At 73.4% G+C, this 26,360-nt stretch carries 14 protein-coding genes; 11 read left to right on the forward strand and 3 right to left on the reverse strand.

What is annotated here, in order from left to right; genetic code table 11:
- Positions 1 to 30 precede the first annotated feature (30 nt).
- Entirely contained in the window at positions 31 to 546 is a 516-nt protein-coding gene (locus ADK67_RS19305; RefSeq protein ID WP_053717842.1) for a TrmH family RNA methyltransferase, read from the forward strand.
- Between the two features lie 24 nt (positions 547 to 570).
- On the opposite strand, the gene ADK67_RS19310 is transcribed toward ADK67_RS19305, so the two are convergent.
- Entirely contained in the window at positions 571 to 993 is a 423-nt protein-coding gene (locus tag ADK67_RS19310; RefSeq protein ID WP_053717843.1) for a cupin domain-containing protein, read from the reverse strand.
- Positions 994 to 1,504: 511 nt separating this feature from the next.
- On the opposite strand from ADK67_RS19310, the gene ADK67_RS19315 reads away from it, so the two are divergent.
- The 4 genes from ADK67_RS19315 (at position 1,505) to ADK67_RS19325 (ending at position 7,269) form a co-directional block, all read left to right on the forward strand.
- The gene (locus tag ADK67_RS19315) at positions 1,505 to 2,443 is read left to right on the forward strand and encodes a hypothetical protein (protein ID WP_053717844.1); all 939 of its coding nucleotides are present in this window, start codon (positions 1,505 to 1,507) and stop codon (positions 2,441 to 2,443) included.
- A gap of 183 nt (positions 2,444 to 2,626) precedes the next feature.
- Positions 2,627 to 4,267: an alpha-amylase family protein gene (locus ADK67_RS19320; RefSeq protein WP_053717944.1), complete on the forward strand. Its 1,641-nt coding sequence runs from the start codon at positions 2,627 to 2,629 to the stop codon at positions 4,265 to 4,267.
- A gap of 127 nt (positions 4,268 to 4,394) precedes the next feature.
- Positions 4,395 to 4,646, forward strand: a complete 252-nt coding sequence (locus tag ADK67_RS49115) for a hypothetical protein (RefSeq protein WP_082403592.1) — start codon at positions 4,395 to 4,397, stop codon at positions 4,644 to 4,646.
- Positions 4,647 to 4,746: 100 nt separating this feature from the next.
- Positions 4,747 to 7,269, forward strand: coding sequence for an ATP-dependent Clp protease ATP-binding subunit (locus ADK67_RS19325; RefSeq protein ID WP_053717845.1), 2,523 nt, complete (start codon positions 4,747 to 4,749; stop codon positions 7,267 to 7,269).
- 7 nt (positions 7,270 to 7,276) lie between these two features.
- On the opposite strand, the gene ADK67_RS19330 is transcribed toward ADK67_RS19325, so the two are convergent.
- Positions 7,277 to 8,356, reverse strand: coding sequence for a hypothetical protein (locus tag ADK67_RS19330; protein WP_053717846.1), 1,080 nt, complete (start codon positions 8,354 to 8,356; stop codon positions 7,277 to 7,279).
- A gap of 555 nt (positions 8,357 to 8,911) precedes the next feature.
- Between ADK67_RS19330 and ADK67_RS19335 the strand changes: the two genes are divergently transcribed.
- From ADK67_RS19335 to ADK67_RS19345, 3 genes are all read left to right on the forward strand, one after another.
- Positions 8,912 to 10,099, forward strand: a complete 1,188-nt coding sequence (locus ADK67_RS19335) for a geranylgeranyl reductase family protein (protein WP_053717847.1) — start codon at positions 8,912 to 8,914, stop codon at positions 10,097 to 10,099.
- A gap of 75 nt (positions 10,100 to 10,174) precedes the next feature.
- On the forward strand, positions 10,175 to 16,387 hold the full coding sequence (locus ADK67_RS19340; protein ID WP_053717848.1) for a type I polyketide synthase: 6,213 nt from the start codon (positions 10,175 to 10,177) through the stop codon (positions 16,385 to 16,387).
- A 47-nt stretch (positions 16,388 to 16,434) separates the two neighbouring features.
- Positions 16,435 to 17,583 carry a hypothetical protein gene (locus tag ADK67_RS19345; RefSeq protein WP_053717849.1) on the forward strand — a complete coding sequence of 383 codons (1,149 nt, stop codon included), beginning with the start codon at positions 16,435 to 16,437 and terminating at the stop codon, positions 17,581 to 17,583.
- Positions 17,584 to 17,593: 10 nt separating this feature from the next.
- On the opposite strand, the gene ADK67_RS19350 is transcribed toward ADK67_RS19345, so the two are convergent.
- Positions 17,594 to 19,363 (reverse strand): hydroxysqualene dehydroxylase, encoded by a 1,770-nt coding sequence (locus ADK67_RS19350; protein WP_053717850.1) that lies wholly within the window; start codon positions 19,361 to 19,363, stop codon positions 17,594 to 17,596.
- A gap of 363 nt (positions 19,364 to 19,726) precedes the next feature.
- Here ADK67_RS19350 and ADK67_RS19355 point away from each other — a divergent pair, with 363 nt between their 5' ends.
- From ADK67_RS19355 to ADK67_RS19370, 3 genes are all read left to right on the forward strand, one after another.
- Positions 19,727 to 23,998: a S8 family serine peptidase gene (locus tag ADK67_RS19355; protein WP_082403593.1), complete on the forward strand. Its 4,272-nt coding sequence runs from the start codon at positions 19,727 to 19,729 to the stop codon at positions 23,996 to 23,998.
- Between the two features lie 400 nt (positions 23,999 to 24,398).
- Positions 24,399 to 24,953, forward strand: coding sequence for a GNAT family N-acetyltransferase (locus tag ADK67_RS19365; RefSeq protein ID WP_053717853.1), 555 nt, complete (start codon positions 24,399 to 24,401; stop codon positions 24,951 to 24,953).
- A gap of 79 nt (positions 24,954 to 25,032) precedes the next feature.
- Positions 25,033 to 26,343 (forward strand): UDP-glucose dehydrogenase family protein, encoded by a 1,311-nt coding sequence (locus ADK67_RS19370; RefSeq protein WP_053717854.1) that lies wholly within the window; start codon positions 25,033 to 25,035, stop codon positions 26,341 to 26,343.
- Positions 26,344 to 26,360 lie beyond the last annotated feature (17 nt).

Consider the following 26,360-nt stretch of genomic DNA (forward strand, 5'->3'; position numbering starts at 1 on the left):
TGTCCCGCGGGAGGACCGCTCCCGCACGTCATGACGTCGGTGCGGGTGAGCACCCGCGCGGACCTGCGGGCCGCCCGCCGCCGTCGACCTCATTCGTGCTGGGGACACCTCGTCGCCGCGCCGCTGTGGCCGATGCACGGCGAGAACCTGGGCACGCTGCTGCGCACCTGCGACGCCGTCGGCGCGTGCCTGGCGGTGCCGCGACTGCCCTGGGTGCCGGAAGCCCTGGCCCGGGGCAACACCCTGCGCCACCGCACGTGCGTGCACTTCACCGGCGACCCGGTGCGCTGGCTGACCCGACAACGCGAGCAGGGAGCCCGGGTCGTCGGCGTCGAACTGGCCGACGAGTCGATCCGCCTCGCCGACCTGCCCGCGGCACGGGCGCGCACCGTGGCCGTGCTCGGGCACGAGCGGCACGGCATCGAGCCCGCCGCCGTCGACCTGCTGGACCAGGTGGTGGAGATCCCGATGGTCGGCCACGGCACCACGCTGAACGTCGCCGTCGCCGGATCGCTGGTGCTCTACAAGCTGGCCGGCCTGCTGTGACCACGCGCCGTGCCGTGCGGCGGGCTACTCGAACGGGCAGCCGGGATTCGGGGCGTCCACCGCCAGCGGGCTGCCGACGGGGTTCACGTACAACACCTCCAGCACCAGCGGTCCCGACTCCAGGTTCCGTCCGATGTGGACGTAGCCGGGCCCGGCCTCCTCGGCGATCGCCTCACCGCCGTGGTACACGCCGTCCACCGAGCAGTCGGCGCGGTAGTGGGTCAAGGTCCCCTCCTTGACGAGCCCGAACACCGAGCCGGGGTGGTAGTGCCACCCCGTCGCGCCACCCGGCGCGATGGTGACCTCCCGGACGACGTACTCCGTGTCACCGACCACGCGCTGGACCAGCGTGACCCCGCTGACCCCGGTGCCCGGCGTGGCCGAGGCCGCGGGCGCCAGACCGACGCCCACCACGACCGCCAAGAAGATCCCCACCACGTTGCGCATGCCTCCAGGATCCACCCCACCGCCGTCACCACGACGAAGATCACCCGGACGGACGACGGATGGCCCGGCGGTGGGCGGCGCGGAGGGCGTCACGCCACCGGAACGCCGTCCGGCAAAGCCAGGTACGCGTACACCTTGTTCTGCCACAACGCGGAGCCGGCGATCCCGTCGCGGCGGTCCTCCAGCGGGAACCCGTAGCGCGGGAGTCGAGGTCCGCGTACGCGAGTTCCTTCATCGAGCGCACTTGTGGTTTGGCAAAGGCGCGAAGCACACCAAAGGGCAACGGTTCGGACGTCCGCACGCAACATCGTCGCGCTATGGCCGTGATCGCGGGCGAGGAGCAGGCTTCGGTTGCCGCGACGTCCTGGGGGACATGGCATGCGTCGTTCGCGCCCTCGCACGTCCGCGGCACGCCAACACTCTCCGTCGAAGGGAAACGGCATTGCCGTCCTCAACGCCCTCACCACGTCAGTCACACCGTTCGCCGCTCCGCCGGGTCGCCGTCGCGGTGATGGCCGCCGGCGCGCTCCTGGTGCCTGCCCTGCCCGGGTCGGCCTCCGCGTCGGCCGGCGCGGACGAGTCGGTCGCGGTCGGCCGACCGACGCCCGACTCGCCGGTCAGCGGGAAAGCGGTGCCCGCGCTGCGCGGTGACGCGGCCAGAGCCGCCGCCGGCGCGAAGCTCGGCGAGCAGGTCCTCCAGCGGGGCGAGGCGTTCCAGGCGAGACACGAGCAGCGGCGGGCCGACACCGTCACCCTGCCGCCGTGGAGCGGTTCCCTGCACTCCGTCTGGGGCGCGTTCCCGACCGTCGTCTCCGACGGCGCGCAGGCGACCCACACCATCAACCCCGGCATCAGCATCCCGCCGGGCAACCCCGACGTGGTGTACGCGCCGACGCTCGTGCCGAGCGGCAAGACCTGCATCGAGGTCACCACGTTCTACTGGCAGGGCGGCAACGGCGTCGGCGCGTGGGACTGGTGCGCGGCCTCGCCCGGCTTCGCCGCCGTGGCCTGGATCGACGCCACCTTCCTGAGCACCTACACCACGACGTTCCAGGGCCTGCCCGCCTACACCGTGCTGGACGTGCAGACCGACCCCGTGACCAACTCGTGGACGGCCTACCTGTACAACTACACGACCTCGACGTGGGACGCGCTGTTCACCAGCGCCGACCCGATCAAGCTCGTGGACCCGCACGGCGGCTGGAGCATGTTCGAGGTCTACACGGAGTACAACCCCGCCACCGGCGAGGGCTACTACTGCACGGAGACCTACGGCACCCAGTTCCACGCCGCGAACCTCCAGATCAAGGTCAACGGCACCTGGACCGCGCTCACCACGGGCAACTCGTCGGTGACGCCGCCGGGCAGCGTGTCCAGCACGGACTTCGGCTGCTACGGGCTCTCGTTCACGCTGCAGACGGCGAACAGCCACTGGCAGGTCTCGCACTGACCCGCCACGGCGAGCGCGACCCGGAACGGCAGTAGCCGCAACGGTTCGACCGCGGTGCGGGCGGCACCGGCCGTCCGCACCCGCGGCGCCTCGTGCATAGGTCGGCCCGGGCGGGGGTACCTACGGGCACCGACCCGAGGAGGAGCACGTGGCGCACCGCCGGCAGAGATGTGGTTGAACGGGATGGTCGAACGCTGGTACCGCAACGGGATCATCTACTCCGCCGACGTCTCGACGTTCCAGGACTCCGACGGGGACGGCGTCGGCGACCTGCCGGGGTTGGCGAGCCGGCTCAACTACCTGTCCCGATTGGGTGTGGACACCGTCTGGCTCAACCCGTTGCACCCGTCGCCGCGGCGGGACGGCGGGTACGACGTCGTCGACCACTACGGGGTCGACCCGAGGTTCGGCACCCTCGGCGACTTCGCGGACCTGCTGCACCAAGCCGACGAGCGCGGCATCCGGATCATGATCGACCTGGTGCTCAACCACACCAGCGACCGGCATCCGTGGTTCCGCTCCGCGTGCGCCGACCGTGACTCGCCGTACCGGGACTGGTACGTGTGGTCGGACGCCGAGCCCGCGGACCGGTGGGACGGCGCGGTGTTCCCGGGCTCGGAGGACGCCACTTGGACCTATCAGGAGGAGGCCGGCCGGTGGTACCGGCACCGGTTCTACTCCTGGGAGCCGGACCTGAACACCGACCACCCGGCGGTGCGCGACGAGTTCTGCAAGATCATGGGCTTCTGGCTGCGTCTAGGGGTGGCCGGGTTCCGGGTGGACGCCACCCCGTTCGTCATCGAGTCCCGCTCGGCGCCGCCGGAGCCGGATTACGAGCTGCTCGGCGGGATGCACCGGGTCGTGTCCTGGCGCAGCCGGGACGCCGTGCTGCTCGCCGAGGCGAACGTGGAGACCGAGCGGTTGCTCGACTACTTCGGCGACGCCGACGGCGAGGCGAGCCGGATGATGATGCTGTTCGCCTTCCGCCTCAACCAGGCCATGATGCTCGCGCTCGCCCGCCACGACGCCACGCCGATCCGGGACGTGCTGGCCACGTTGCCCAGCCTGCCGAAGGAAGGGCAGTGGGCGACGTTCCTGCGCAACCACGACGAGGTCGACCTGTCCGCGCTCACCCCGGAGGAGCGGGAGGACGTGTTCCGCGAGTTCGGCCCGGAACCGGACATGCGGGTGTACGAGCGCGGCATCCGGCGCCGGATGGCGTCGATGCTGTGCGGCGACCGGCGTCGGATCGAGCTGGCCTACAGCCTGCTGCTGTCCATGCCGGGCACGCCGGTCATCCGGTACGGCGACGAGATCGGCATGGGCGAGGACCTCGCGCTGCCCGAGCGCGACTCGGTCCGCACGCCCATGCAGTGGACCGACACCCGCAACGCCGGCTTCTCCACCGCGCCGCCGGAACGCCTGATCGCGCCGGTCATCGCCGACGGCCCCTACCGCCACCAACTGGTCAACGTGCTCGACCAGCGCCGCGACCCGGACAGCCTGCTGACCTGGTTCGAGCGGATCCTCCACACGCGCCGCGAGTGCGAGGAGATCGGCGTCGGCGACCACGAGGTCGTCGACGTGGGCGAGCGGGACGTGCTGGCGCACATCGCGCGCGGTGAGCACGGCGTGGTGCTGTTCGTGCACAACTTCGGCGAGCGTGACCTGCGGTTACAGGTGCCGCCCCTACCCGGCGAGGCGCACCGGCCGCTGTCGGTGGCCGCCGACGGCGAGTACCCCGAGGACATCGACCTGCTGTCACTGGAGGTGCGCGGCCGGGGATACCGGTGGCTACGGCTCAACCACACTCCTTGGGACTAGCGCGTGTTTCAGCTGTGGCGTAGCCAGATGTTGATGGCGGCGACGTGGACGGTGGCCTGGTAGCGGACGGCGAGCTTGTCGTACCAAGTGGCCACGGCCTGAGCAGGTTGATGCCGCATTCGACGGCGTGGCGCTGTTTGTGGACCTCGGTGTCGAACGCGGGTCGCCGTCCGCCGTGGGCGCCTTTGGCCTTGCGGTGGGCGACCTGGTCACGTGGTTGGGCGATGGTGGCTTTGATCCCGCGTCGGCGCAGGTGGGCGCGGTTGGCTCTGCTCCGGTGATGCGGGTTTTCTTGGTCGTCAACCCGTCTATCAGAGACCTCGCCACGTCCGGGGCCAACGACACGCCGCCGGCAACCTCGCCCTTTAACGCGCCCTAGCCGGAGCGGAGTGCCACCCACACGGGCGACCTGCGGGACGTTTGCCTCCCCGGAACGCCGGCAAGCCCCCAGGAACGAGCCGTTCGCCGGAGGGAGCGCGATGACCGGCTTTTTCGGGCCCGCCGGTCCGGGCAGGAGTTCGTTCGACGACTTCCTGGCGCAGTTCTTCGGCGCCGGGCCGATGGGGCGCCGCTCCTACCCGGTCGACATCACCAGCCTGATGAGCGACCAGGCCAGGGACCTGGTGTCCGACGCCGTCAGGCAGACCGGCGAGTGGGGGCGCGCCGACGTGGACACCGAGCAACTGCTGTGGGCGGCCACCCGGCAGACCATCACGAGAGCCCTCCTGGAGCGCGCCGGCGCCGACCCGGACGAGCTGGCCGGCCGGATCGAGCGGCAGTCCGAGGTCGGCGAGCCGCGTCCGGGCCAGGTGCGGCTGACGCCGGCCGCCAAGCGCGCCCTGCTCGACGCCCACCAGGTCTCGCGGGGCCTCGGCTCGTCGTACATCGGGCCGGAGCACCTGCTCCTGGCGCTGGCGGCCAACCCGGAGTCCGGCGCGGGCCGGATGCTGCGCGAGGCGCGGGTGACGCCGGAGACGCTGGCGGGGCGGGACGAGCCCGCGCGTGACCGCGGCGGGGCCCGCCCGGCGGGCGCGGCGAAGTCGACCACGGCGACGTTGGAGCAGTTCGGCAACGACCTGACCGAGCTGGCCCGCTCGGGCAGCCTCGACCCGGTGATCGGGCGCGACGGGGAGATCGAGCAGACCATCGAGGTGCTGTCCCGCCGGACGAAGAACAACCCGGTGCTGATCGGCGAGGCCGGTGTCGGCAAGACCGCGATCGTGGAGGGTCTGGCGCTGCGCATCGCCGCCGGCGACGTGCCCGACAACCTGGCCCGCCGCCGCGTGGTCCAGCTGGACCTGCCCGCGATGGTGGCGGGCACGCGCTACCGCGGTGACTTCGAGGAGCGCATGACCCGGCTGCTGGACGAGATCCGGACCAACCAGGACGAGCTGATCGTGTTCATCGACGAGCTGCACACCGTGGTCGGCGCGGGCTCCGCGGAGGGCGCGATGGGTGCGGGGAACATGCTCAAACCCCCGCTGGCGCGCGGCGAGCTGCACATCGTCGGCGCGACCACGCTGGACGAGTACCGCCGCGACATCGAGACCGACCCGGCCCTGGAGCGCCGCTTCCAGCCCATCCTGGTGCCCGAGCCCAGCGTCGAGGACACCGTCTCGATCCTGCACGGCCTGCGCGACCGCTACGAGGCGCACCACCAGATCCGGTTCACCGACGAGGCGCTGGACGCCGCGGCGACGTTGAGCGACCGGTACGTCGCCGACCGGTTCCTGCCGGACAAGGCCATCGACCTGATCGACCAGGCGGGCGCGCGGGTGCGGCTGCGCGCGGGGCGCGGCCCGGCCAAGGTGCGCGACCTCCGGAACGAGCTGGACCAGCTCATGCGCGACCGGGACCAGGCGGTCGGCGAGGAGGACTACGAGCGGGCCGCCCGGCTGCGCGACGCCATCGGCCAGCTGCGCCGCGACGTCGACCTGGCCCGTTCCGACGGCCACTCGCCCGACGTGCCCGAGGTGACCGCCGAGGACATCGCCGAGGTCGTCGCACGGCTCACCGGCGTGCCCGTCAGCCGGCTGGCCGAGGAGGAGCGCGAGCGGCTGCTGCGCCTGGAGGAACACCTGCACGGCCGGGTCGTCGGCCAGGACGAGGCGGTGCAGGCGGTGGCCGAGGCGGTGCGCCGCTCCCGGACCGGGCTGGCGGAGCCGGACCGGCCCTCGGGCAGCTTTCTGTTCCTCGGACCCACCGGCGTGGGCAAGACGGAGCTGGCGCGCACGTTGGCCGAAGCGCTGTTCGGCCACGAGAGCAACATGATCCGCCTCGACATGAGCGAGTACGGCGAGCGGCACACGGTCAGCAGGCTCGTCGGCGCGCCGCCGGGGTACGTCGGCCACGAGGAGGCCGGTCAGCTCACCGAGGCGGTCCGCCGCCGCCCCTACTCCGTGGTGCTGCTCGACGAGATCGAGAAGGCGCACCCGGACGTGTTCAACATCCTGCTTCAGGTCCTCGACGACGGCAGGCTGACCGACGCCAGGGGCCGCACGGTCGACTTCACCAACACCGTGGTCATCATGACCAGCAACATCGGCTCCGACCTCGTCACGTCGAGCACCCAGGGCGCGCTCGGGTTCACCCCGGTCGACGAGCGCGACACCGAGCAGCCGTTGCGGGAGCGGCTGATGCGCCGGCTGCGCGAGACGTTCCGGCCGGAGTTCCTCAACCGCATCGACGAGATCATCGTCTTCCGGCGGTTGGCGGAGCAGCAGCTCCACCGCATCACCGAACTCATGCTGGAGCACACCAAGCGCCGTGCCCACGCCCAGAACATCGAGCTCGACGTCACCTCCGACGCCGTCGCGTGGCTGGCCCGCCGCGGCCACCAGCCGGAGTTCGGCGCACGACCGCTGCGGCGCACGATCCAGCAGCAGGTCGACAACCGGCTCTCCCGCATGCTGCTCGACGGGAGCGTCACGCCCGGCACGCGCGTGCGCGTCGACGCGGGCGACGACCAGCTCACCATCACGACCGCGGACTCCGCCGCCTGAGCCCGCCTCAGGAAGGCTTGCGCGCGCCCTTGCACGCCTCGATGCGGGTCTGGAGGAAGCCGAGGCGGGGGTTGGGGAAGTAGTTCTGCCACGGTTCGCCGTCCGCGTGCGGGCCGAGGACGCGGAACTGGTCGACGGCTTCGTCGTGGCGCTCGGCCATCATCAGGGCGGCGATGGCGAGGCCGCGGTCGGAGCGCTGCGCCTTCGTGGCGGCACCTTCACCGGCCAGGCGGGGCAGCAGGACGTCCAGCGCGTCGCGCACCATCGGTGAGCGCCACACCTTCGGGTCGTCCTCGACGCCTTCGAGGGCGGCCAGGATCGGCAGCGCGGCCAGGGCCGGCGACGCGTTCGCCGCGCGCGTGGCGAAGTCGCACATCAGCTCGTGCGACCCGCGCCACTTGCGGCACCAGTACTGCAGGGCCTGCACGTGGCCGTGCCGGTGGTGCGGCTCCCGTGCGCACAACTCGTCCCACACCCGGCCGAACCGGTCGTGGTCGTAGGACAGGCCGCGGGCCAGCGTCGCGAGCGTCGTCCACGGCGTGGGGTCCTCGGGCAGCGCCTCCGCCGCCCGGTGTGCCGCGACCTGCGCCTTGGTCAGCAGGCGGTGGAACGCCGCGAACTGGGCGGGGCCGGTCTGCGCGGCGCGTGCCGCGCCGCGCGCCTCCCACGCCAGGTGCAGCAAGGACTGCGCGTGCAGCACGGCGAGATCACCGTTCGACGGATCGGCGTCGTGCCACTCCTGGAGGAAGGCGCCGTTCTTGACGGCGCGGTCGGCCAGCGCCCGCACGACCTGCTCGCGGCGCTCCCAGTCGCCCCGCGTGGCCGACAGCAGCCGCGCGCCGGGCTCCCAACCGCCCTCGGCGGCCGCGGCGCACGCGGCGTCCAACTCGGCGTCGACCGGTCCCCGCACGACCACCTCGACGTCGGGCACCAGACCCCAACGGGTGACGTCGACCCGTCCCGAGAGACGTGCCGCGACCACCTCGTCGGGCAGGTCGTCGAACTCGACCCCGCGCCGCTTGGCCTCCCGCATGAGCGAGACGACGGCGAGGAGCTTCCCGGGCTGCTTCAGCAGGGACAGGACCACGTGGTGCTCTCCTGGAAAACGGCCTGGGGCAAGCGCCTTCGGCGATGGTCGGGAGGTTTCGGAGCACGGCCGAAGGCGGCCCCGCCGGACGCTACCGGCATGATCCACCCGCGCAAAGGCGCAATCCTGAGACGAACGCCACGCCGGCTCGTGTAACGCCGCGCCGACCGATCGCGGTCGTCCCTCCGTGCTCGCCGCGTGACACGCGATCCACGTCAGTGTGGTTTGGCGCAGTCGATACACCTGGTCGGGCAGCGCTCGACCGTCGCCCGTCCGATGATAGGTCCGTCCAGGGTGGACGCTCGCCGGATCGGCGCCGACGACGCGTGGGTGGGCGAGTTGCCGCGATCGGGCTGTCCGGTAGGAAGTGTCGCGCTTTCCTTATCACCCATGGTGACTGGCGCGGTCCCGGACAGGGCGACCCGGTGACCCGTGCGGGCCCAATCGCGTCCGTCGCCCTGCGTCCGCCTCGATTCCGTTGTTACGTTCGGGGCGATCACCGTCCCCGCAGGGCGCGCAGCCGCGTCCGACCCCTCGTCCACGAACGGAGATCGGATGTCAACGGATCGGTTCGGCGGCAACGGGAAGCTGTGGGACGTGGTGGTCGTCGGCGCCGGTCCGGCCGGTGCGACGGCGGCGCGGGTGGCGGCCGAAGCGGGGTGTGGCGTGCTGCTGCTCGAACGCGCCGCCGTGCCGCGGTACAAGACGTGCGGCGGCGGGCTGATCGGGTGCGCGCAGGCGCACCTGCCCCCGGGACTCGGCGTCACGGTCCGCGACGAGATCGACTCGGTCACCTTCGGGTTGAGGGGGCAGCGCGAACGCACCGTCAGCTCCACCACGGAGGTGCGGTGCAAGATGGTGTTCCGCGACGAGCTGGACGCCGCGCTCACCAAAGTGGCCGCCGAAGCAGGCGCCGAGGTGCGCGACCGGACCACCGTGGCGGGGTTGGAGGACGGCGCCGGCGAGGTCGTCGTGCGCACCGCCGACGGCGAACGGATCCGCGCGCGGGCGGTGGTGGGCGCCGACGGCACCGCCGGGCGGGTGAGCCGGCACATCGGCGTGTCGTGCGAACAGGTGGACCTGGCGCTGGAGGTCGAGGTCCCGGTCGACCCGCGCGACGCGGCGAAGTGGCGTGGCCGCATGCTGATGGAGTGGGGACCGCTGCCCGGCTCGTTCGGGTGGGTCTTCCCCAAGGACGACCTCTGCACGGCCGGTGTGGTCGCCGCACGCGGGCAGGGCGACGCCACGAGGGCGTACATGCGGGAGTTCCTGGAACGCCACGGCTTGGCGCACCTGACACCGCTGCACGACACCGGCCACCTGACGAAGTGCCGCCGCCCCGACTCGCCGCTGGCCCGCGGTCGCACGGTCGTGGCGGGCGACGCCGCCGGGCTGTGCGACCCGTGGTCGAGGGAGGGCATCTCCTTCGCGCTGCGCTCGGGCGCGTGGGCGGGCGAGGCGGCCGCGGCGATCGCACGCGTGGTGCACCCCGTGGACCTGGGGCGGGCGCGCGACACCTACACCGCCGCGGTGCTCTCCACCCTGGGCGCCGAGATGCGCGCCTCGCGCAAGGTCATGGACGTCTTCACCCGTCGTCCCGGGATCGTCCACACCGCGCTGACCGCCGTGCCACCGGTGTGGCGCAGGGTCGACTCGTACCTCGGCGGCGACACCACGATCCCGGCGCTGCTCGGCACGCCGGTCGCCCGCGTGGCGCTCAAGGCGGTCGGCTTGTTCACCTGAGTCCTCCGGGAGGTCGCGCCCGACCCGGACGAGCGAAACCCAGCCGGTGACCGGCAACGCAGGAGGGATCCCAGCATGGACGAAGACAACCCGGACGCCGGGCGGCAGACGCCGGTGGCGATCATCGGCGCCGCGTGCCGGACCCCCGGCGGCGTCACCTCGACGGACGAGCTGTGGCAGCTCCTGCTGGACCGGCGCGACGTCGTGGCCGGTTCCGACCCGGGCCGCCGGTGGTCGGAGGACGAGCGGGTGGTCCCCGCCGACCTCGCGGACCCGGCCGCCCTGCGCAGCGGCTCGTTCCTCGACGGCATCGACCTGTTCGACCCGGGTTTCTTCGGCGTGCCCGTCCGGGACGCGCCCAGCGTCGACCCCCAGCACCGGCTGCTGATGGAGACCGCGTGGGAGGCGTTGGAGGACGCCGGTGTGCCGCCGCGGTCGCTGGCGGGTTCCCGCACCGGCCTGTTCATCGGCATCTCCGGCGCCGACTACGCCAAGCGGTTCACGCTGGCGGACTTCAACGTCTACCACGGCATCTCGGCGGTCACCTCGGGCGCGCCGGGCCGGATCTCCTACATCCTCGACGTCAACGGGCCGTCGCTGGCGGTGGACGGCGCCTGCGCCTCCTCGCTGGTCGCGGTGCACTTGGCGTGCCGTTCGCTGCACAGCGGCGAGTCCGACCTCGCGCTGGCGGGCGGCGCGACCGTGCAGCTGGAGTGGGCCGGCCTGATCGGGTTCGCCCGCGCCGGCGCGTTGTCCTCACGCGGGCGGTGCGCGGCCTTCGACGCGAGCGCGGACGGCTTCGTGCGCGGCGAGGGCTGCGGGATGGTGGCGTTGAAGCGGCTGGCCGACGCGCGGCGGGACGGTGACCGCGTGCTGGCCGTGATCGCGGGCACGGCGATCAACCACGCCGGGCGGATGCAGGGCATCACCCAACCGTCGCGCGGCGCGCAGCACGCCGTCATCCGGGCGGCGATGCGCGCGGCGGGCGTCACCCCCGAGGACATCGGCTACGTGGAGGCGCACGGCACCGGCACTCCGGTGGGTGACCCGATCGAGTTCGGCGCGCTGTCCGACGCGTACGGCAAGACCGGCGGTCCCTGCGCGTTGGGCTCGCTCAAGACCAACATCGGCCACCCGGAGAGCGCGGCGGGCGTGCTCGGGCTCATCAAGGCCGCGCTGGCGGTGCGGCACGGGACCATCCCGGCGAACCTCCACTTCACCCGGTGGAACCCCGAGATCGACGCGGACGGCACCCGGTTCGTCGTGCCCACCGCCACCACCGCCTGGGACAGCCCCGGGCGACCTCGCCGTGCCGGGGTGTCGGCGTTCGGCGTCACGGGGGCGAACGCGCACGCCATCGTCGAACAGGCGCCGCCCGCGCCGGCACCGACCCGCCGCCCGCGGGCTCGGCTCGACCGGGCGGTGGTGTGCCCGGTGTCGGGTGCCTCGCCGGGCGGGCTGGCCGCCACGGCACGCCGCCTCGCCGAGCACGTGGACGCCACGCCCGCACCCTTGCCGGACGTCGCGCACACGCTCGCCGCGCACCGCAGCCACTTCCCCACGCGCGCCTGCGTGGTGGCGTCCGACCGGGCAGGCCTGGTGGACGGCCTGCGCGCGGTGGCCGAGGGTCGGCGCCACCCCGCCGTCGTCACCGGGCCGACGGGGGATCCCGGCATGCCGGTGTGGGTGTTCTCCGGGCACGGGTCGCAGTGGCCCGGCATGGCCCGCGACCTGTTGGACCGGGAGCCCGCGTTCACCCGCATGGTCGACCGGCTCGACGCGGTGGCCGCGGCGGAGGGTGTCCCGGTGCGGCGGCTGCTGGCCGAGGGCGAGCCCCTGGAGCGGATGGACGTGGTCCAGCCGGTCGTCTTCACGGTGCAGACGGCGCTGGCGGAGCTGTGGCGGGACCGGGGTGTGCGCCCGGCCGCGGTGGTGGGCCACTCGATGGGCGAGGCCGCCGCGGCGGTGGCGGCGGGGATGCTGACCCCGGAGGAGGGCTTGCGCGTCACGCTCGCCCGTTCGTCGTTGCTCCAAAGGGTCGCGGGTGGCTGCATGGCCGTGGTCGCGCTGCCCGTCGAGCAGGTCGAGGCCGAGATCGCCGACACCGCGGGCGTGTCGGTCGCGGTGGTGACCGCACCCGCGTCGACCGTCGTCGCGGGCGACGGACCGGCCGTCGCGGAACTGCTGCGCCGCTGGCAGGACCGAGGGGTGTTCTGCAAGCGGATCGCCGTGGTGGTGGCCGCGCACTCGCCGCAGGTCGAGCCGATCCTGGCGGAGATCGCCGCCCGCACGTCGTGGTTGTCGGGGAACCCGGCGACGACGCCGTTCTACTCGACCGCGGTCGACCCGCGGGAGCGGGTGGTGTTCGACAGCGCTTACTGGGCGCGGAACCTGCGTGCGCCGGTCCGCTTCGACCGGGCCTGCCGGGCGCTGGTCGAGGACGGGCACCGGGTGTTCCTGGAACTGTCGCCGCACCCGCTGCTGACGCAGGCGGTGGAGGAGACCGCGCTGGCGATGGGCGTGCCGGTGGTGACGGCGGCTTCCCTGACGCGGGACGGGGACGGGCGCGAGTCGGTGTGCCGGGCCGCCGCCGCGCTGCACGTGGCCGGCGTGGCGGTGGACCTGGTCGCGGTCAACGGCGGCGGCGAGCGGATCACGTTGCCGCCCACGGCTTTCGACCGCTCCCGGCACTGGCAGGACCACGAGCACGGGTCGCGGGGCGCGGCGGCGCACATGTGGCTCGGCGAGCGGTCGGCCGTGCCGGACCCGGAGGCCGAGGACGGCACGCGGCACGTGTGGACCGCCGACCTCGGCACGGACCGCGTCGAGTGGCTGGCCCAGCACACCTTGCGCGGCATCCCCCTGGTGCCCGGCGCGGCGCACGTCGAACTGGTCCTGGCCGTCTCCGCCGCCGTGCTGGACTGCGCCCCGGACGAGATCCGGCTGACCGACGTGCGGTTCGAGCGCGTGCTGCCGTCGGCGGCATCCGTGCCGTTGCAGGTGGCGGCCACCCGGACCGGTCGCCGGGTGGAGGTCGAGGTCGTCCAGCACACCGGTGGCGGGTGGGACCGGGTGGCCGCGGCGACGGCGACCTGGTGCGAGGGGCCGGTCGACGTCCACCCGGCGTTGTGCCCGCCCGAGAACCCCGCGGCGCCCGACGACCTGTACGCGGCGTTCCGCCGGATCGGCCTGGAGACCGGCCCGGCGTTCCACTCGATCACCGCCACCACCGACGACGGGATCACCCGGCTCGCCGTGCCCGGCGAGGCGGAGATCCGCACCGGTGCGCCCCGCGTGCACCCGGTGCTGTTCGACGGGTGCGTGCTGTCGGTGGCCGCCTGCCTGGTCCGCGGTGGGGATCCCGCCGACGACGACGGGGACGGGCCGTGGGTGCCCACGCGGATCGGCGAGATCGTGCTGCCTGCCGACCCCGGCCGCATCACGTGGGTCCGCGCCGAGGTGCGCCGCGACGGCACGTCCGCGACCGGCCGCGCCGACCTCTACGACGACGCGGGGGAGTGGGTCGGCGCGATCGAGGACGTCGACGTCGTCCGCAACACCCGGGCCGCGGCCGACCGGTCGCGGCTCAACGCGAGGCTGTTCGAGGTCTCCTGGCGACCGCTGCCCCTCCCGGACCAGCCGACCACGCCGACCGGCCGCTGGGTCGTGGTCGAGGAGCCGGGCGACGACGACGGCGTCGCCGAACGGGTCGCGACCGCGCTGTCCGAGGCGGGGGCGCGGGCCGAGGTCCACCGCGACACCTCGACCGTCCCCGACCCGGACGCCGCCGCGGTCGTCTGGTGCGCCACCGGCGACCTCGACGACCTGGACCGGGTGACGAAGGTGACCGCGCTGGTGCGCGAGCACGGCGCGCACGACTCGCCGCCGCGGTTGTGGCTGGTCAGCCGGAACGCGCGCCCGGTCCTCGACGGCGACCCGGTCGACCCCGGCGTGTGCGCGTTGCGCGGGCTGCTGCGGGTGGCCGCGGTCGAACAACCCCAGTCCGCCGTGAGCTGGGTCGACGGCGACACCGGCACGGCCGAGGACCTGGCCGACGTCGTGGCCGAGCTGACCGCGGGCACGCCCGAGACGGAGGTCGCCTGGCGGGCCGGGCAGCGCCACGTGGCCAGGATGGCGCGCGCGCCGCTGGCCGCCCGACCACCGCGGACCACCCGCGAGGTCGACGCGGTCGTCGGCGTGGACGAGTTCGTCCTGCGCCCCGACGAGGACGGCGGCCTCGACCTGCTGCGGCTGGTCGCGACCGACGCGCCGCCGCCCGTGCCCGGACCGGGGCAGGTGCTGCTGCGCCCGGCGGCGTGCACCGTGCACTTCCGCGAGATCCTGGTCGCCCTCGGCATCTACCCGACCGACGACGGCACGCTGCCCGCCCTCGGCTCGGACGCCGCCGGCGTGGTGCTGGCGGTCGGCGACGGCGTGGCCGACCTGAAGCCCGGCGACCTGGTCACCACCGTGATCACGGACGGCCGCGGTTCGATGGCGTCGCACTGCCTGACCAGGGCCGACCTGACCGCCCGCATCCCCGACGGCTTCGACCCCGTCGACATCGTCCCGTCCGTGCTGACCTACATCACCGCGTGGCACTCGTTGCACGACCTCGCGCGGCTGCGGGCGGGCGAGACGGTGCTGGTGCACTCCGCCGCCGGCGGCACCGGGCTCGCCGCGATCGCGGTCGCCCGGCTGCTCGGCGCGGAGGTCATCGGCACCGCGGGCACCGAGGCGAAACGCCGCCACCTGCGCGAGCACGGTGTGGAGCACGTGTTCGACTCACGGGGCCTGGACTTCGCGGAGCAGGTGCTGGAGGCGACCGGCGGGCGCGGTGTCGACGTCGTCCTCAACTCGCTGTCCGGCGCCGCCATGCGCGCGTCGCTCGACCTGCTCGCGCCGGGCGGGCGCTTCATCGAGATCGGCAAGCGCGACCTGTACGACGGGGCGCGCGTCGACCTCGGCAAGTTCCGGCACGGCAACACCTTCACCGCCCTGGACCTGGTGCTCACCGCCAACGAGCAGCCGGTCGTGTTCCGCACGGCGATGCTGCGGGTGCTGGCCGAACTGGCGGCGGGCAGGCTGCCCCTGCTGCCGAGCGCGGTCGTGCCGCTGACCGAGGCGGCGGAGGCGTTCAAGCAGCTGGCTTCCGGCGACCTCATCGGCCGCGTCGCCCTCTCGTTCCCGCCGGTCGGACAGCGGATCCGCGTGCAGGCGCCCACACCCGAGCACGTGGTGCGCGCCGGAGCCGCCTACATCGTCACGGGCGGCACGCGTGGCCTCGGCCTGGAGGCGGCCCGCTGGTTGGCCGACGCCGGCGCCGGCCGCGTCGTGCTCGGCGGTCGCGGCGACCTCGCTCCCGACGCGGGCGCCGTGCTGGCCGCGATCCAGGCCACCGGGTGCGGGGTGGAGGTGGTGCGCGGCGACGTGGCCGACCCCGGAACGGCCCGGCGCCTGGTCGCGGCGGCGGGGGAGGGCCTGCGCGGCGTCCTGCACACCGCCGTGGTGCTGGACGACGCGCCGCTGAGCGCGATGACCGACGAGAAGCTGGCCCGCGCGTGGCACCCGAAGGTCACCGGCCTGCTGAACCTGCACCACGCGACCGACGGCCTCCCGCTGGACTGGTTCGCCGTCTTCTCGTCCATGTCGTCGATGCTGGGCAACGTCGGGCAGGCGAACTACGCCACGGCCGGCTCGTGGGTGGACGCGTTCGCCCGGTGGCGGCACGACCGGGGGCTGCCCACCCTCTCGGTGGACTGGGGCGCCTGGGGCGAGGCGGGCCGGGCGACGGACTTCGCCGCACGCGGGTTCGACACCCTCTCCACCGCGGACGGGTTCGTCGCGCTGACCGCGCTCCTGCGGCACCAGCGGGTGAACACCGGCGTCTTCGACTACCAGCCGGAAGTGCTGTTCCGCGCGTTCCCGCACGCGTTGGACAGCCCGCTCCTGGCCGACCTGCGCACCGGTGAGGCCGCGCGCCGCGACCCGACGTCCGCCCTCGACCTGCGCAACGAGCAACCGGGACCGGCGCGGGAGCGGATGGTGCGCGACGCGGTGGTGCACACCCTCGCCGCGCTGCTCGGCACGCAACCGTCCGCGGTCGCCGCGCACGCGAAGTTCACCGACCTCGGGCTGGACTCGCTGCTCGCCGTCGCCTTCACCCGCAGGCTCCACGTCGACCTGGACGTCGCCCTGACCCCCGCGGAGGTGTGGGCGCACCCGTCGCCCGCCGAGCTGGCCGACCACATCGACTCGTCGTTGGGCTCACCCGTCGGCAACGGGTGAGCGGGCGACACCGCCGAGCCAAAGATCCGCCACGAGGGGGAAATCGGATGACCGCCTGGACAACTCTGTCGGCCAAGCTGGGTGCGGTCAGGGGAGCGCTGGACGACCGGACGACGTGGCGGGCGGCGTTGGCGAAGGCGGTCGTGTTCGACATCGCCCAGCACGCGCGGAACCGGCTGGCGCTGGCGCTGGTGGTCTTCTTCATCCCCGCGTGGATCGGGTTGGTGAAGGCCGTGCTGCCCGACCGGAGGGTCGACTTCCACTCGAAGGTCGCCGGGCGGGCGCTGTCGGTGCCCGCGGACGAGCTGATCACGATCTCCGGCGCGATCAACGCCGTCACGCTGATCGTGGGGTTCATGATGTTCGCCGCGGTGCGCCGGTCCGGGGAGTTCGACCAGCGGCTCGTGCTGGCCGGCTACCCGAAGTCGGCCATGCTGCTCGCGAAGCTGGCGGGGCTGCTGCTCGTCTCCGGCGCGGTCGCGGTGTACGCCGCCGCCGTCATGACGCTGCACTGGGAGCCCCGGCAGGTGTGGCTGATCGCGGTCAGCCTCTTCATCAGCGGCCTGACCTACGGCGGCCTGGGGTTCGTGCTCGGCCTGGTGCTGTCCACGGAGCTGTCCGGCATGTTCGTGATCATCATGGTCAGCCTGGTCGAGGTGATGCTGCAGAACCCGGTCACCAACCCGTCGTCCGACCAGAGCATCGTGCGCTTCGTGCCGACGTTCGGCGCGATGCAGGCGGGCACGACCGCCGGCTTCACCGACCAGGCGTCGTGGGGCTACTGCCTCTTGGGCCTGGTGTGGTTGACGGCGTTCGGCTCCGTCTCCGTGACCGCGTTCCACCGGCGCACCAAGGACCACGCCCGACGTGCCGACGCCGGCGCCGCGCCCGACCTGGCCGTGATCACGCTGACCACGCGTGCCGACGGCACCCTGCAGGTGCTCTCGGCGACCGGCCCGGTGGTGCGGTGCGCGGACCTGTCGCGGTGCCCGGCGGGCTGCGCCGACGATCCCGCCGGAGAAGCCGCCGACGAACCTGCCGGAGCACCCGCCGAAGAACCCGCCGTGCCCGTGCCACCGGCGCGCAGGACCCGGCGGACCGCGGCGGCCACCGGGTCGGCCGAGCGGGCGAAGTCGGGCGACCGGTCGCGGACCACGACCCTCGACGGCGTCAAGGCGGCGCCGCTGGTCCGGTGAGACCCGCCCGTCACACCGGCAGGGTCAGCACGTCGAACGCGTTGGGCAGCCCGAGCCGGTAGTTCACCTGGTCCTGGGCCTTGAGCAGCTCGAACTCGGGCGCCCGGTACAGCGGGCGCACGACCGCGCGGGGAGCGCCGGACCCGGCTTCGTCCAGCAGCGCGTTGACCGCCATGCGCGCGGCGCTGTTCGCCCCTTCCATGCTGGCGCCGTTGATCGGCGCCTGGACGTAGTCGCCGGCGAGGAAGAGGTTCGGCACGGCGGTGCGCGCGGTCGGGCGGCGACGCCAGGAACCCACCGGCTGCACCACGAGCTCGTCGGCGTTGCCGGGGTTCGGCCCGCCGAGCCCGGTCAGGGCGGGGTCCAGGAACCAGGTGACCAGGGACGACTCGTCGAGCACCGTCCGGCCCGAGTCGTTGAGGTGCTGCTTGAGCTGGGCCAGCACCTCCTGCACGATCTGCTGCTCGGTCAGCTGCTTCGCGGGCCGGCCGAAGAGCACGCCGGGCTCGTCCCAGTCCGAGATGATGACGGACACGCAGTCCGCGACGCGGCCGTCGCCGTAGTCGGCCGGGAAGTCGCGCGCCGGCCAGAACGCGGCCTGGCTGATCGAGCTGAGCGACCACGGCGTGTGGATGTAGTACACGTGGCCGTGCACGAGCGGGGTCGGCCGGTCGAAGTAGAGCATCAAGCCGACCATCCACTCCGTCTCCAACGTCGCGGCCTCGCGCAGCCGCGGGTCGGCGGCCAGGAGGTCGGCGTTCCACACGTGCCGGGCGTGGTCCACGGGCAGCGCGCAGACGTAGTAGTCGGCCTCGACGGTCTGCTCGTTGCCCTCCGGGTCGCGGGTGCGCGCCGACGAGATCCGCCCGCCGTCCACGGCCAGGTCCTCGACCGACCACCCGAGGCGGAACTCGACCCCGAGGTCGCGCAGGTGCCGCTCCCACGGGTCGATCCAGGCTTCGTTCGTCGGCAGGTGCAGCACCCGGTCCACCGGGCCTTCGCCGCCGCGCCCGAGGAGGTTGAACACCATCTGCTCGATGATGAGGCCGGCGGTGTGCGCGCTGGCGTTGTCCGTCCGGGTCGCGCTGAGCGCGCGGGTCGGCCCGTAGACGAAGATCCGCTGGTAGTCCTCGGACTTCCCGCGCGCCCGCAGGAAGTCCGGCCAGGTCGTGTGCTCCCACTGGCCGAGGCGGCGTTCCTCGCAGCTGGTGAGGTAGACCAGCACGCGCTGGGCGAAGACGGCCGCCTCGTGCGGCGGCAGGTGGAAGGCGGTCTCGGCGACGGCGCGCACCTGGCGCAGCAGCACGTCCGGCGTCAACTGCCCCACCAGGCCGTCGGGGAGCGTCAGCGGGATGCGCAGGTCCTCCCGCCCGCCGGCGAACGACGCCAGGAACTCGGAGGCGGGGAGCAGGTTGTCGTGCACGCCGTTGGGGTTGCCCGGGAACGGGATCCGCCGCAGCGTGTCCGGCAGGTCCTGGTAGAAGCCGAAGAAGATGCGGAAACCGTGCTCGCCGGGCAGGTCGCGCCGAGCGCCCTGGCCCGTGCCGGGCACCGGGATGCTGCGGGCCTTGCCGCCCAGGGCGCGCCGCTCGTAGACCGTCACGGAGAACCCGCGCTCGGCCAGCTCGTGCGCCGCCGTCATCCCGGCGACCCCGCCGCCGAGGACCGCCACCGTGCCCGCCGAACCGCTGCCCGAGGCCACCCCCGGCAGACCCAACCCCGCCAGACCGGCGCCGGCGCCGGCCAGGAACGTGCGACGACTCAGCTCGAACCCGTCCACGAATCCGCCCCCTCGACCCGAGGTCAACGGGCAGCACCCTAGACCATCGAGCAGCCCGCACGAAGATCGTCAGGCCGACGTCGTCGTTCGTGGAAATGCTTGTGCCCCAACGGTTTTCGTGGTGACGAGACCAAGTGGAACCCGCCGATCCGCCGCCGACTGGTCCGTCCGAGTGCACCGAGAATCACCTGTTCGGGTGCGAAGTCGGCGTCGACGTGCACCACGCGTGCGGGGACATCCGGCCACTTCGGCTACCCGCTGTGCGGCATTCGGCTTCCACCGTGGAGCCATGCGATCGCTTGACGGACGGTGAATTTCAATCATTGTCATAGGGGTAAAAAAATCTTACCAAGGAGACGCCGGATGCCCCACTTGCCCCTGCCGAAGCTGAGACGTGCCGCGAGACGGTCGGCCAGACCCTGGTTGGCCGTGGTGACCGCGGTCGGTCTGTTCGCGGCTTTGTCCCCGACCGCCCCGCCGCCGGAGTCCACCCCCGCGTCCGTCGCGCCCGAACTCGTCGCGGAGGTCCGGGCGGCCACGCCGGGCGAGCCGGTGCAGGCGCTGCTGATGCTCCCGAACGCCGAGCTGTCCGGCGACCGGGACGAAGTCCTCGCCGCCCTCCGCGACCACGCGGCCGACACGCAGGCCGAGGTCGCCGCGGCCATCGGCGAGACCGCGACCGTGGTGAACCGGTTCTGGCTCACGAACATGCTGCTGGTCGAGTTCCCCGCGGACACCGGCACGCTCGACTCGCTCGCGGCCGTGCCCGGCGTGGCGCAGCTCGTCCCGAACTTCGACGTGGTCGCGCCCGATCCGGTCGCGAGCACCGCGGACGTCACCCCGTCCGCCGAGCTCACCTGGGGTCTGCAGAAGATCGGGGCGGCCCGGGTCTGGGACGAGCTCGGCGTCCGGGGCAACGGCGTGCGCATCGCCACGCTGGACACCGGCGTCGACATCACCCACCCGGACCTCGCCGGGAAGATGGTGACCGACGACCCGGGCGACGCCAAGCACCCCGGTGGCTGGATGGAGTTCGACGGGACGGGCAACCGCGTCGCCTCGGCGCCGCGCGACTCCGCCTACCACGGCACGCACGTGGCGGGCACCATCCACGGCGGCGCGACCTCCGGCACCGCGATCGGCGTCGCGCCCGCCGCCGAGATGATGCACGGCCTGGTGATCCCGGGCGGCAGCGGCTCGTTCGCGCAGGTCGCCGCCGGCATGCAGTGGGCGGTCGCGCCGGTCGACGCGGCGGGCAACCCCGCGGGACGGCCGGCGGACATCGTCAGCATGTCGTTGGGCGGCACCGGTTTCCAGGCCGCGATGGTGCAGCCGACGCGCGCCATCCGCGCCCTCGGCTCGTTCCCGGCCTTCGCCATCGGCAACAACTGCGGCACGATCGGCACGGCCAGCCCCGGCAACGTGTTCGAGGCGGTCGGCGTCGGCGCGACCGACAGCTCCGACAGCGTCGCGTCGTTCTCCTGCGGTGCCGTGGTGCGCAAAGACCAGTGGACCAGCCCGCCCGCCGACTGGCCGGGCAGCTGGGTCAAGCCGGACATCTCCGCACCGGGCGTCGACGTGTACTCGGCTTCGCCCGGCGGCGGCTACCGGACCCTGTCCGGCACCTCGATGGCCACCCCGCACACCGCGGGCACCGTCGCGCTGATGCTGTCGGCCGCCGGCGACCTGCCGGTGTCCGAGGTCGTGGACGTGCTGGCGGACACCGGGTTCTGGGACGACCGGTACGCGGGCGCACCGCCGGACACCCGGTTCGGCAGGGGCCGGATCGACGCCTACGAGGCGACCCGGTTCGTCGCGCTGAACTCGGGCGTGCGGGGCGCCGTCACCAACGCCGCCTCCGGCTCGCCCGTTCCCGGCGCCACCGTCAGGATCGAGCCGGGCGGCCGCACCCTCACCACCCTCGCGGACGGCTCCTTCACCAGCAGGCTCGAACCGGGTGACTACACCGTCACCGTGGAGGCGTTCGGCTTCGGCAAGGCCACGGCCAACGCCACGGTCGCGCCGGACTCCTTCGCCGCGGTCGACGTCGTGCTCACCCCGGCGCCCTTCGGCCGGGTGACCGGTGTCGCGAAGCTGGACACCTCCGGGGCCGGGATTCCCGGTGTCGCGGTCAAGGTGGTCGGCGTGCCGACCGACCTGTCCGCGGTGACCGGCGCCGACGGCCGGTACACGATCGACGGCGTGCCCGCGGGCACCTACCGGATCGGCGCCTCGTACCCGACGTTCCGGGCGCCCGGCGAGGTCGAGGTGACCGTCGTCGCGGGCGAGGCGGCCAGCGCGGACTTCGCGTTCGGCGTCCCGCCGCGCTCGGTGGCGATCGTGGACAGCTCGGAGACGCGCGCGAACCAGTACCGCGACGTCGTGTTCGCGCCGCGCGGCGTCGAAACCGCGTACTACAGCTGGGACGAGCTGGACAAGGCGGCGCAGCACGCGACCGTCGTGCTCGGCTACGGCACGCTGACGTCGGACTACGACGCGGCGGTGTTCCAGGCGTTCCTGGACGCGACGGACGCCAACGGCACCGGCGTGATCTTCACCGACCACGCCTACACGACGGGCAACGGCCTCCGGCAGCTGTCGAAGCACACCGGGCAGCCGGTGTCGACCGGGTCCAACACGGGCGGCGGCACGTCGGCCGTGTCGTACTACGAGGTGACCGCGGCGCACCCGATCTTCGACGGGTACGCGGTGGGTGACCGCATCCCGCTCGACGACAGCACCCAGGCCAAGTGGGTCGCGTGGTTCGACGGGTACTCCGGCGCGGGCAGGCAGACGATCGCGAGCCTCGGCCGGACCGTGGACGGCGTGATGGGCGGCGGCATCGGCGTCGACCAGCGGGCCACCAACCGGCACGTGCTGCTGTCGCTGCACGGCGCGTCGGCGACCAGGGGACCCGTCGACTGGACGCCGCAGGCGACCGACGTGTTCCTGAACGCGATCGACTGGGCCTCGCCCGCGCCGGACCCGCAGCAGCCGTACTACGCCCTGCACGACCTGAAGGTGTCGCCGGGGCTGGTGAAGGCCAGTGAGAACGTCACGGTGACGGTCCAGGTCAAGAACGTCGGTTCGGCGGCGGGCACCTACAACGCGGCGCTCAAGGTCGGCGGCGCGGTCGAGGCGACCACGCCGGTGCAGCTGGCGGCCGGCCAGTCCAAGACCGTCACGTGGACGGTCGACCCCGATCGGCTCGGCGCGTTCACGGTGCAGGTCGGTCACCTGACCGGCTCGTTCCGGGTGCGCGCGCCGCGCGTCGACCTCTCGGTGTCCACTGTGGACGCTCCGGGTGCGGCCGCGGTCGGTCCGCTGGCCGGTGCGGTCGTCGAGCTGATCGTCGGCGGCCAGGTCCGCGGGCTCGGCAAGACCGACGCCGCGGGCAAGCTCGCGTTCGAGATTCCGGACCCGGTCGGCAGGTACACGCTGGTCGTGCGCAAGCCGACGTCGGAGGGCGGCGGCGACGCCTACCTGCTGCACCGCGAGATCACCGTGATCGACGACGACGTGATCTCGTTCGCGCCCAGGGTGCTCGCGGGTGGCACGAGAGCGTCCGCGATCGGCGAGAACTTCGCCGTGCGGGCGGACATTGCGCTCGACGCCGCCGACGCGCGGCACACCGGTTCGGTGTTCCTGCGCCCTTCGGGCACCGCGCCACACGGGTACCGCTACGAACCGGGCACACTGGTGGCGACGCTGGACCGGTACGAGGCGGTCACCGTGCACTCGGTGCGGCACTTGGAGCAGGACTGGTTCCTGCCGAGCACCAAGGTCTCCGGGCTCGACTGGACCACGCCGTACGACGTCCCGTTCGCGTTCGGCGGCGCGGCGAAGGTCTCGCTGGGCGACGTCGTGGTCGGCGCCGACGGCAAGGCCACCGTGGACTGGTCGGTGACCGACGCGCACGGCGTGCCGTTCGCGACGGTGGTGGCCTCCGCCGTGCGGCCGTTCCTGACCCTGCCCGAGCGCGCGGCGCTGGAGGACGTCGAAGGCCTGGTCCGGGCGGCGGCGCCGAACGAGCTGAAGCCGGTGCTGCGCCTCTTCGCGCCGGACGGCACGCCCGTGCGGGCCGGGTCGATCAACTGGAACGCGCGGCCGTACGCGTTCACGGTCGAACCGGGCACCCCGAACGGGGCGTACCGGTTGGCGCTGGACGTGGACACGGGCGGCTACTCCGGCGACCTCACCGGCGAGGCCCGGCTGCGGGTGGGGCCGGAGCCGGTGGCCGTGGTGGCCGTGACGGACACGCGCGGCGCGTTCGTGCCGGGCGTGCACACCCAGTACGACGTGCGTGCGGCCAACAGCGGCACCGCCGACTCCGGGCCCCTGTCCTGGACGGTGCGCGTCGCGGCCGACCGGAGCCTGGCGCCGAGCGACGTCGTGCTGCGGCTGAAGGTCGGCGCCACGTGGCAACGCGTGACGCTGACCCGTGACGGCGGCGCCCTGACCGGCACCGTCACAGCCACCGCGGCGGTGGCGGCCGGCTCGGAGCAGACGTGGCGGATGTCGTTGTTGGTGCGGGCACCCGGCACCTACCACGTCGCCGACACGTTCACCGGCGCCGGCATCTCCGTCACCAACGCCGACGACCTGGTCGTGGCGGAACCGGTGGGCGTCCGGTAATGAGACCGTCCGGTCCCGCGGCGGCGCGACCGCGGGACCGGACCCCACCGGGGACGGCGGGTGCTGGACTGGTCGCGCTGTGGTGCGGCCGCCGTCCGCCGCGACTTCGTTCGGGGGAGGCGCGTCACTCACAAGTGCCCTCGCCGAACTCGTCGTGGTCACCGCCCAGCTGGTCCGACACCACCACGTGACGGCGCGGTCGCCGACGCCGTACCGCCTGGACACCAACGGCGGGCTGACCCCCGTCGGGTTGACCCTCACCACGGAGCCACGCCGATGACCCGACCATCACGGCACACGGCCCCGAAGGCGCGTACGCGTTGCGGGAGCCCTTGCTCGCCGTGTACGCCGAGGGCAACGCCGCGCACCTGGCCAACCCGCTGCGCTCCACCGAACGGCAGTGGCGCCGGCGGACGCGGCCGAACCCGGCTTCCGGCTCGTCACCGCGCACCTCGGCGACGACCTGGTCGGCTACGCCCTCGGGCACACCCTGCCGCGGGCGACCCGGTGGTGGGACGGCCTGCTCACCCCACCGGACGACCCCGGTCTCCTCGCCGAGGACGGACGGCGCACCTTCGCGTGCGTCGACATGACGGTGCGGCCCGCATTCCGGGGACGCGGCTACGCGCACCTGCTGCACGACGCGCTGCTCGCCGACCGCCTGGAACCGCGTGCCGCACTGGTGGTCGAACCGGACGACATCCCGCTCCGCACCGCGTATCGCGCCTGGGGTTGGCGCCCGGTCGGCGACCTCCGCCCCGCACTCGGCTCGCCCACCCACCTCGCGATGCTGCACGACCTCCCGCTCGACGTGCCGGACCGTGCCGCACACGATCGAGTGGTTGTGCGGACGCGGAAAAGCGCTGGCGCGCAACAAGTCCTTCGTGGACGGACGCACGTCACGCGCATGGCGGACGGTCGTCTGCGGCCGGGCGGAACGGGACGAAATCAGTAGCATCGACCCGGTGATCGATGCACCGCGGCCTCGCGAGTCCGCCGGATCGCGGGCACCCTTCGGAAGGGCGGGCGAGGCGATGGCCGCGGAACGGGTCGTGGTGATCGGGGCGGGCTACGTCGGGTTGACCACCGCCGCCTGCCTGGCCGGGCTCGGCCACCGGGTGGTGTGCGCGGACGTGGACCCGGCGAAGGTCGAGCGGCTGCGGGCCGGTGCGGTGGACATCCTCGAACCCCGGCTGCCGGAACTGGTGGCCGAGGGGCGGCGGACCGGGCGGTTGGCGTTCGCGCTCGGCGCGGGGCGGGCGATGCGGGACAGCGCGGGGGAGCCCAGGGTCGTGTTCCTGTGCGTCCCGACGCCCTCCGACCCGCAGGGGCGCGCCGACCTCGGCGCGGTCGAGGCGGTCCTCGCCGACATCGAGGGCGAACTGGCCGCGGGCGACGTGCTGGTGGTCAAGTCGACCGTGCCGATCGGCGCCACCGCGTGGATCGGCGACCGGCTGGGCCGCGCCGACGTCGGGCTCGCGGCCAACCCCGAGTTCCTGCGCGAGGGCACGGCGGTGCACGACTTCCTGAACCCGGACCGGATCGTGGTCGGCGCCTCGGACGCCGCCGCGGCCTCCCAGGTCGCCCGGCTGTACGACGGCCTCGACGCGCCGCTCGTGTCGACCGACCCCGTCAGCGCGGAGTTGATCAAGTACGCCTCGAACGGCTACCTGGCCGTGCGGCTGTCCTACGTCAACGACCTCGCCGCGCTCTGCGAGGCGGTGGGCGGCGACATCGGCGCCGTCACCGCGGGCATGGGCCACGACCCGCGCATCGGCTCGCGCTACCTCGCGCCCGGACCGGGCTGGGGCGGGTCGTGCCTGCCGAAGGACTCGCGGGCGTTGCTGAACCTGGCGAGCGCGCGCGGCGTCGACCTGGCGGTGCTGCGCGGCGCGGCCGACGCCAACCGCGAGCAGCGCGAACGGGTGGTGGCCAAGATCCTCGCCGCCGGGGGCGGGCGGGCGCGGGTGGCCGTCCTCGGGCTGACCTTCAAGGCGGGCACCAACGACCTGCGCGACTCGCCGGCCGTGGCGATCGCCGAACGGCTCGCGGCCGAAGCGGAGGTGGTGGCCTACGACCCGGCCGTCCGCTCCTCGACCACGCGGCTGGCGGGCGGCACGGTCGTCGACGACGTGGAGCTGGCGGTGAAGGGCGCGGCGGTGGTCGCGGTGCTCACCGACTGGCCCGAGTTCCGGGCGCTCGACTGGGTACGCGTGGCCTCGCTGATGGAGGGCACCGGGGTCGTGGACGTCCGCAACCACCTCGATCCCGCCGCGGTGCGGGACTCGGGTCTCCACTGGTACGGCACCGGGTGGGCGGACCGGGGCACGCCGACACCGGCCTGATTGGAAGCAATCCTGCA

The organism is Saccharothrix sp. NRRL B-16348, from assembly GCF_001280085.1.
Lineage (GTDB): Bacteria > Actinomycetota > Actinomycetes > Mycobacteriales > Pseudonocardiaceae > Actinosynnema.

What these genes read in the sequence shown, in the direction of transcription:
- ADK67_RS19305 (WP_053717842.1), top strand. Translation starts at nt 31, where the DNA reads ATGACGTCGGTGCGGGTGAGCACCCGCGCGGACCTGCGGGCCGCCCGC.
- ADK67_RS19310 (WP_053717843.1), bottom strand. Translation starts at nt 993, where the DNA reads ATGCGCAACGTGGTGGGGATCTTCTTGGCGGTCGTGGTGGGCGTCGGT.
- ADK67_RS19315 (WP_053717844.1), top strand. Translation starts at nt 1,505, where the DNA reads ATGGCCGCCGGCGCGCTCCTGGTGCCTGCCCTGCCCGGGTCGGCCTCC.
- ADK67_RS19320 (WP_053717944.1), top strand. Translation starts at nt 2,627, where the DNA reads ATGGTCGAACGCTGGTACCGCAACGGGATCATCTACTCCGCCGACGTC.
- ADK67_RS19325 (WP_053717845.1), top strand. Translation starts at nt 4,747, where the DNA reads ATGACCGGCTTTTTCGGGCCCGCCGGTCCGGGCAGGAGTTCGTTCGAC.
- ADK67_RS19335 (WP_053717847.1), top strand. Translation starts at nt 8,912, where the DNA reads ATGTCAACGGATCGGTTCGGCGGCAACGGGAAGCTGTGGGACGTGGTG.
- ADK67_RS19340 (WP_053717848.1), top strand. Translation starts at nt 10,175, where the DNA reads ATGGACGAAGACAACCCGGACGCCGGGCGGCAGACGCCGGTGGCGATC.
- ADK67_RS19345 (WP_053717849.1), top strand. Translation starts at nt 16,435, where the DNA reads ATGACCGCCTGGACAACTCTGTCGGCCAAGCTGGGTGCGGTCAGGGGA.
- ADK67_RS19355 (WP_082403593.1), top strand. Translation starts at nt 19,727, where the DNA reads ATGCCCCACTTGCCCCTGCCGAAGCTGAGACGTGCCGCGAGACGGTCG.
- ADK67_RS19370 (WP_053717854.1), top strand. Translation starts at nt 25,033, where the DNA reads ATGGCCGCGGAACGGGTCGTGGTGATCGGGGCGGGCTACGTCGGGTTG.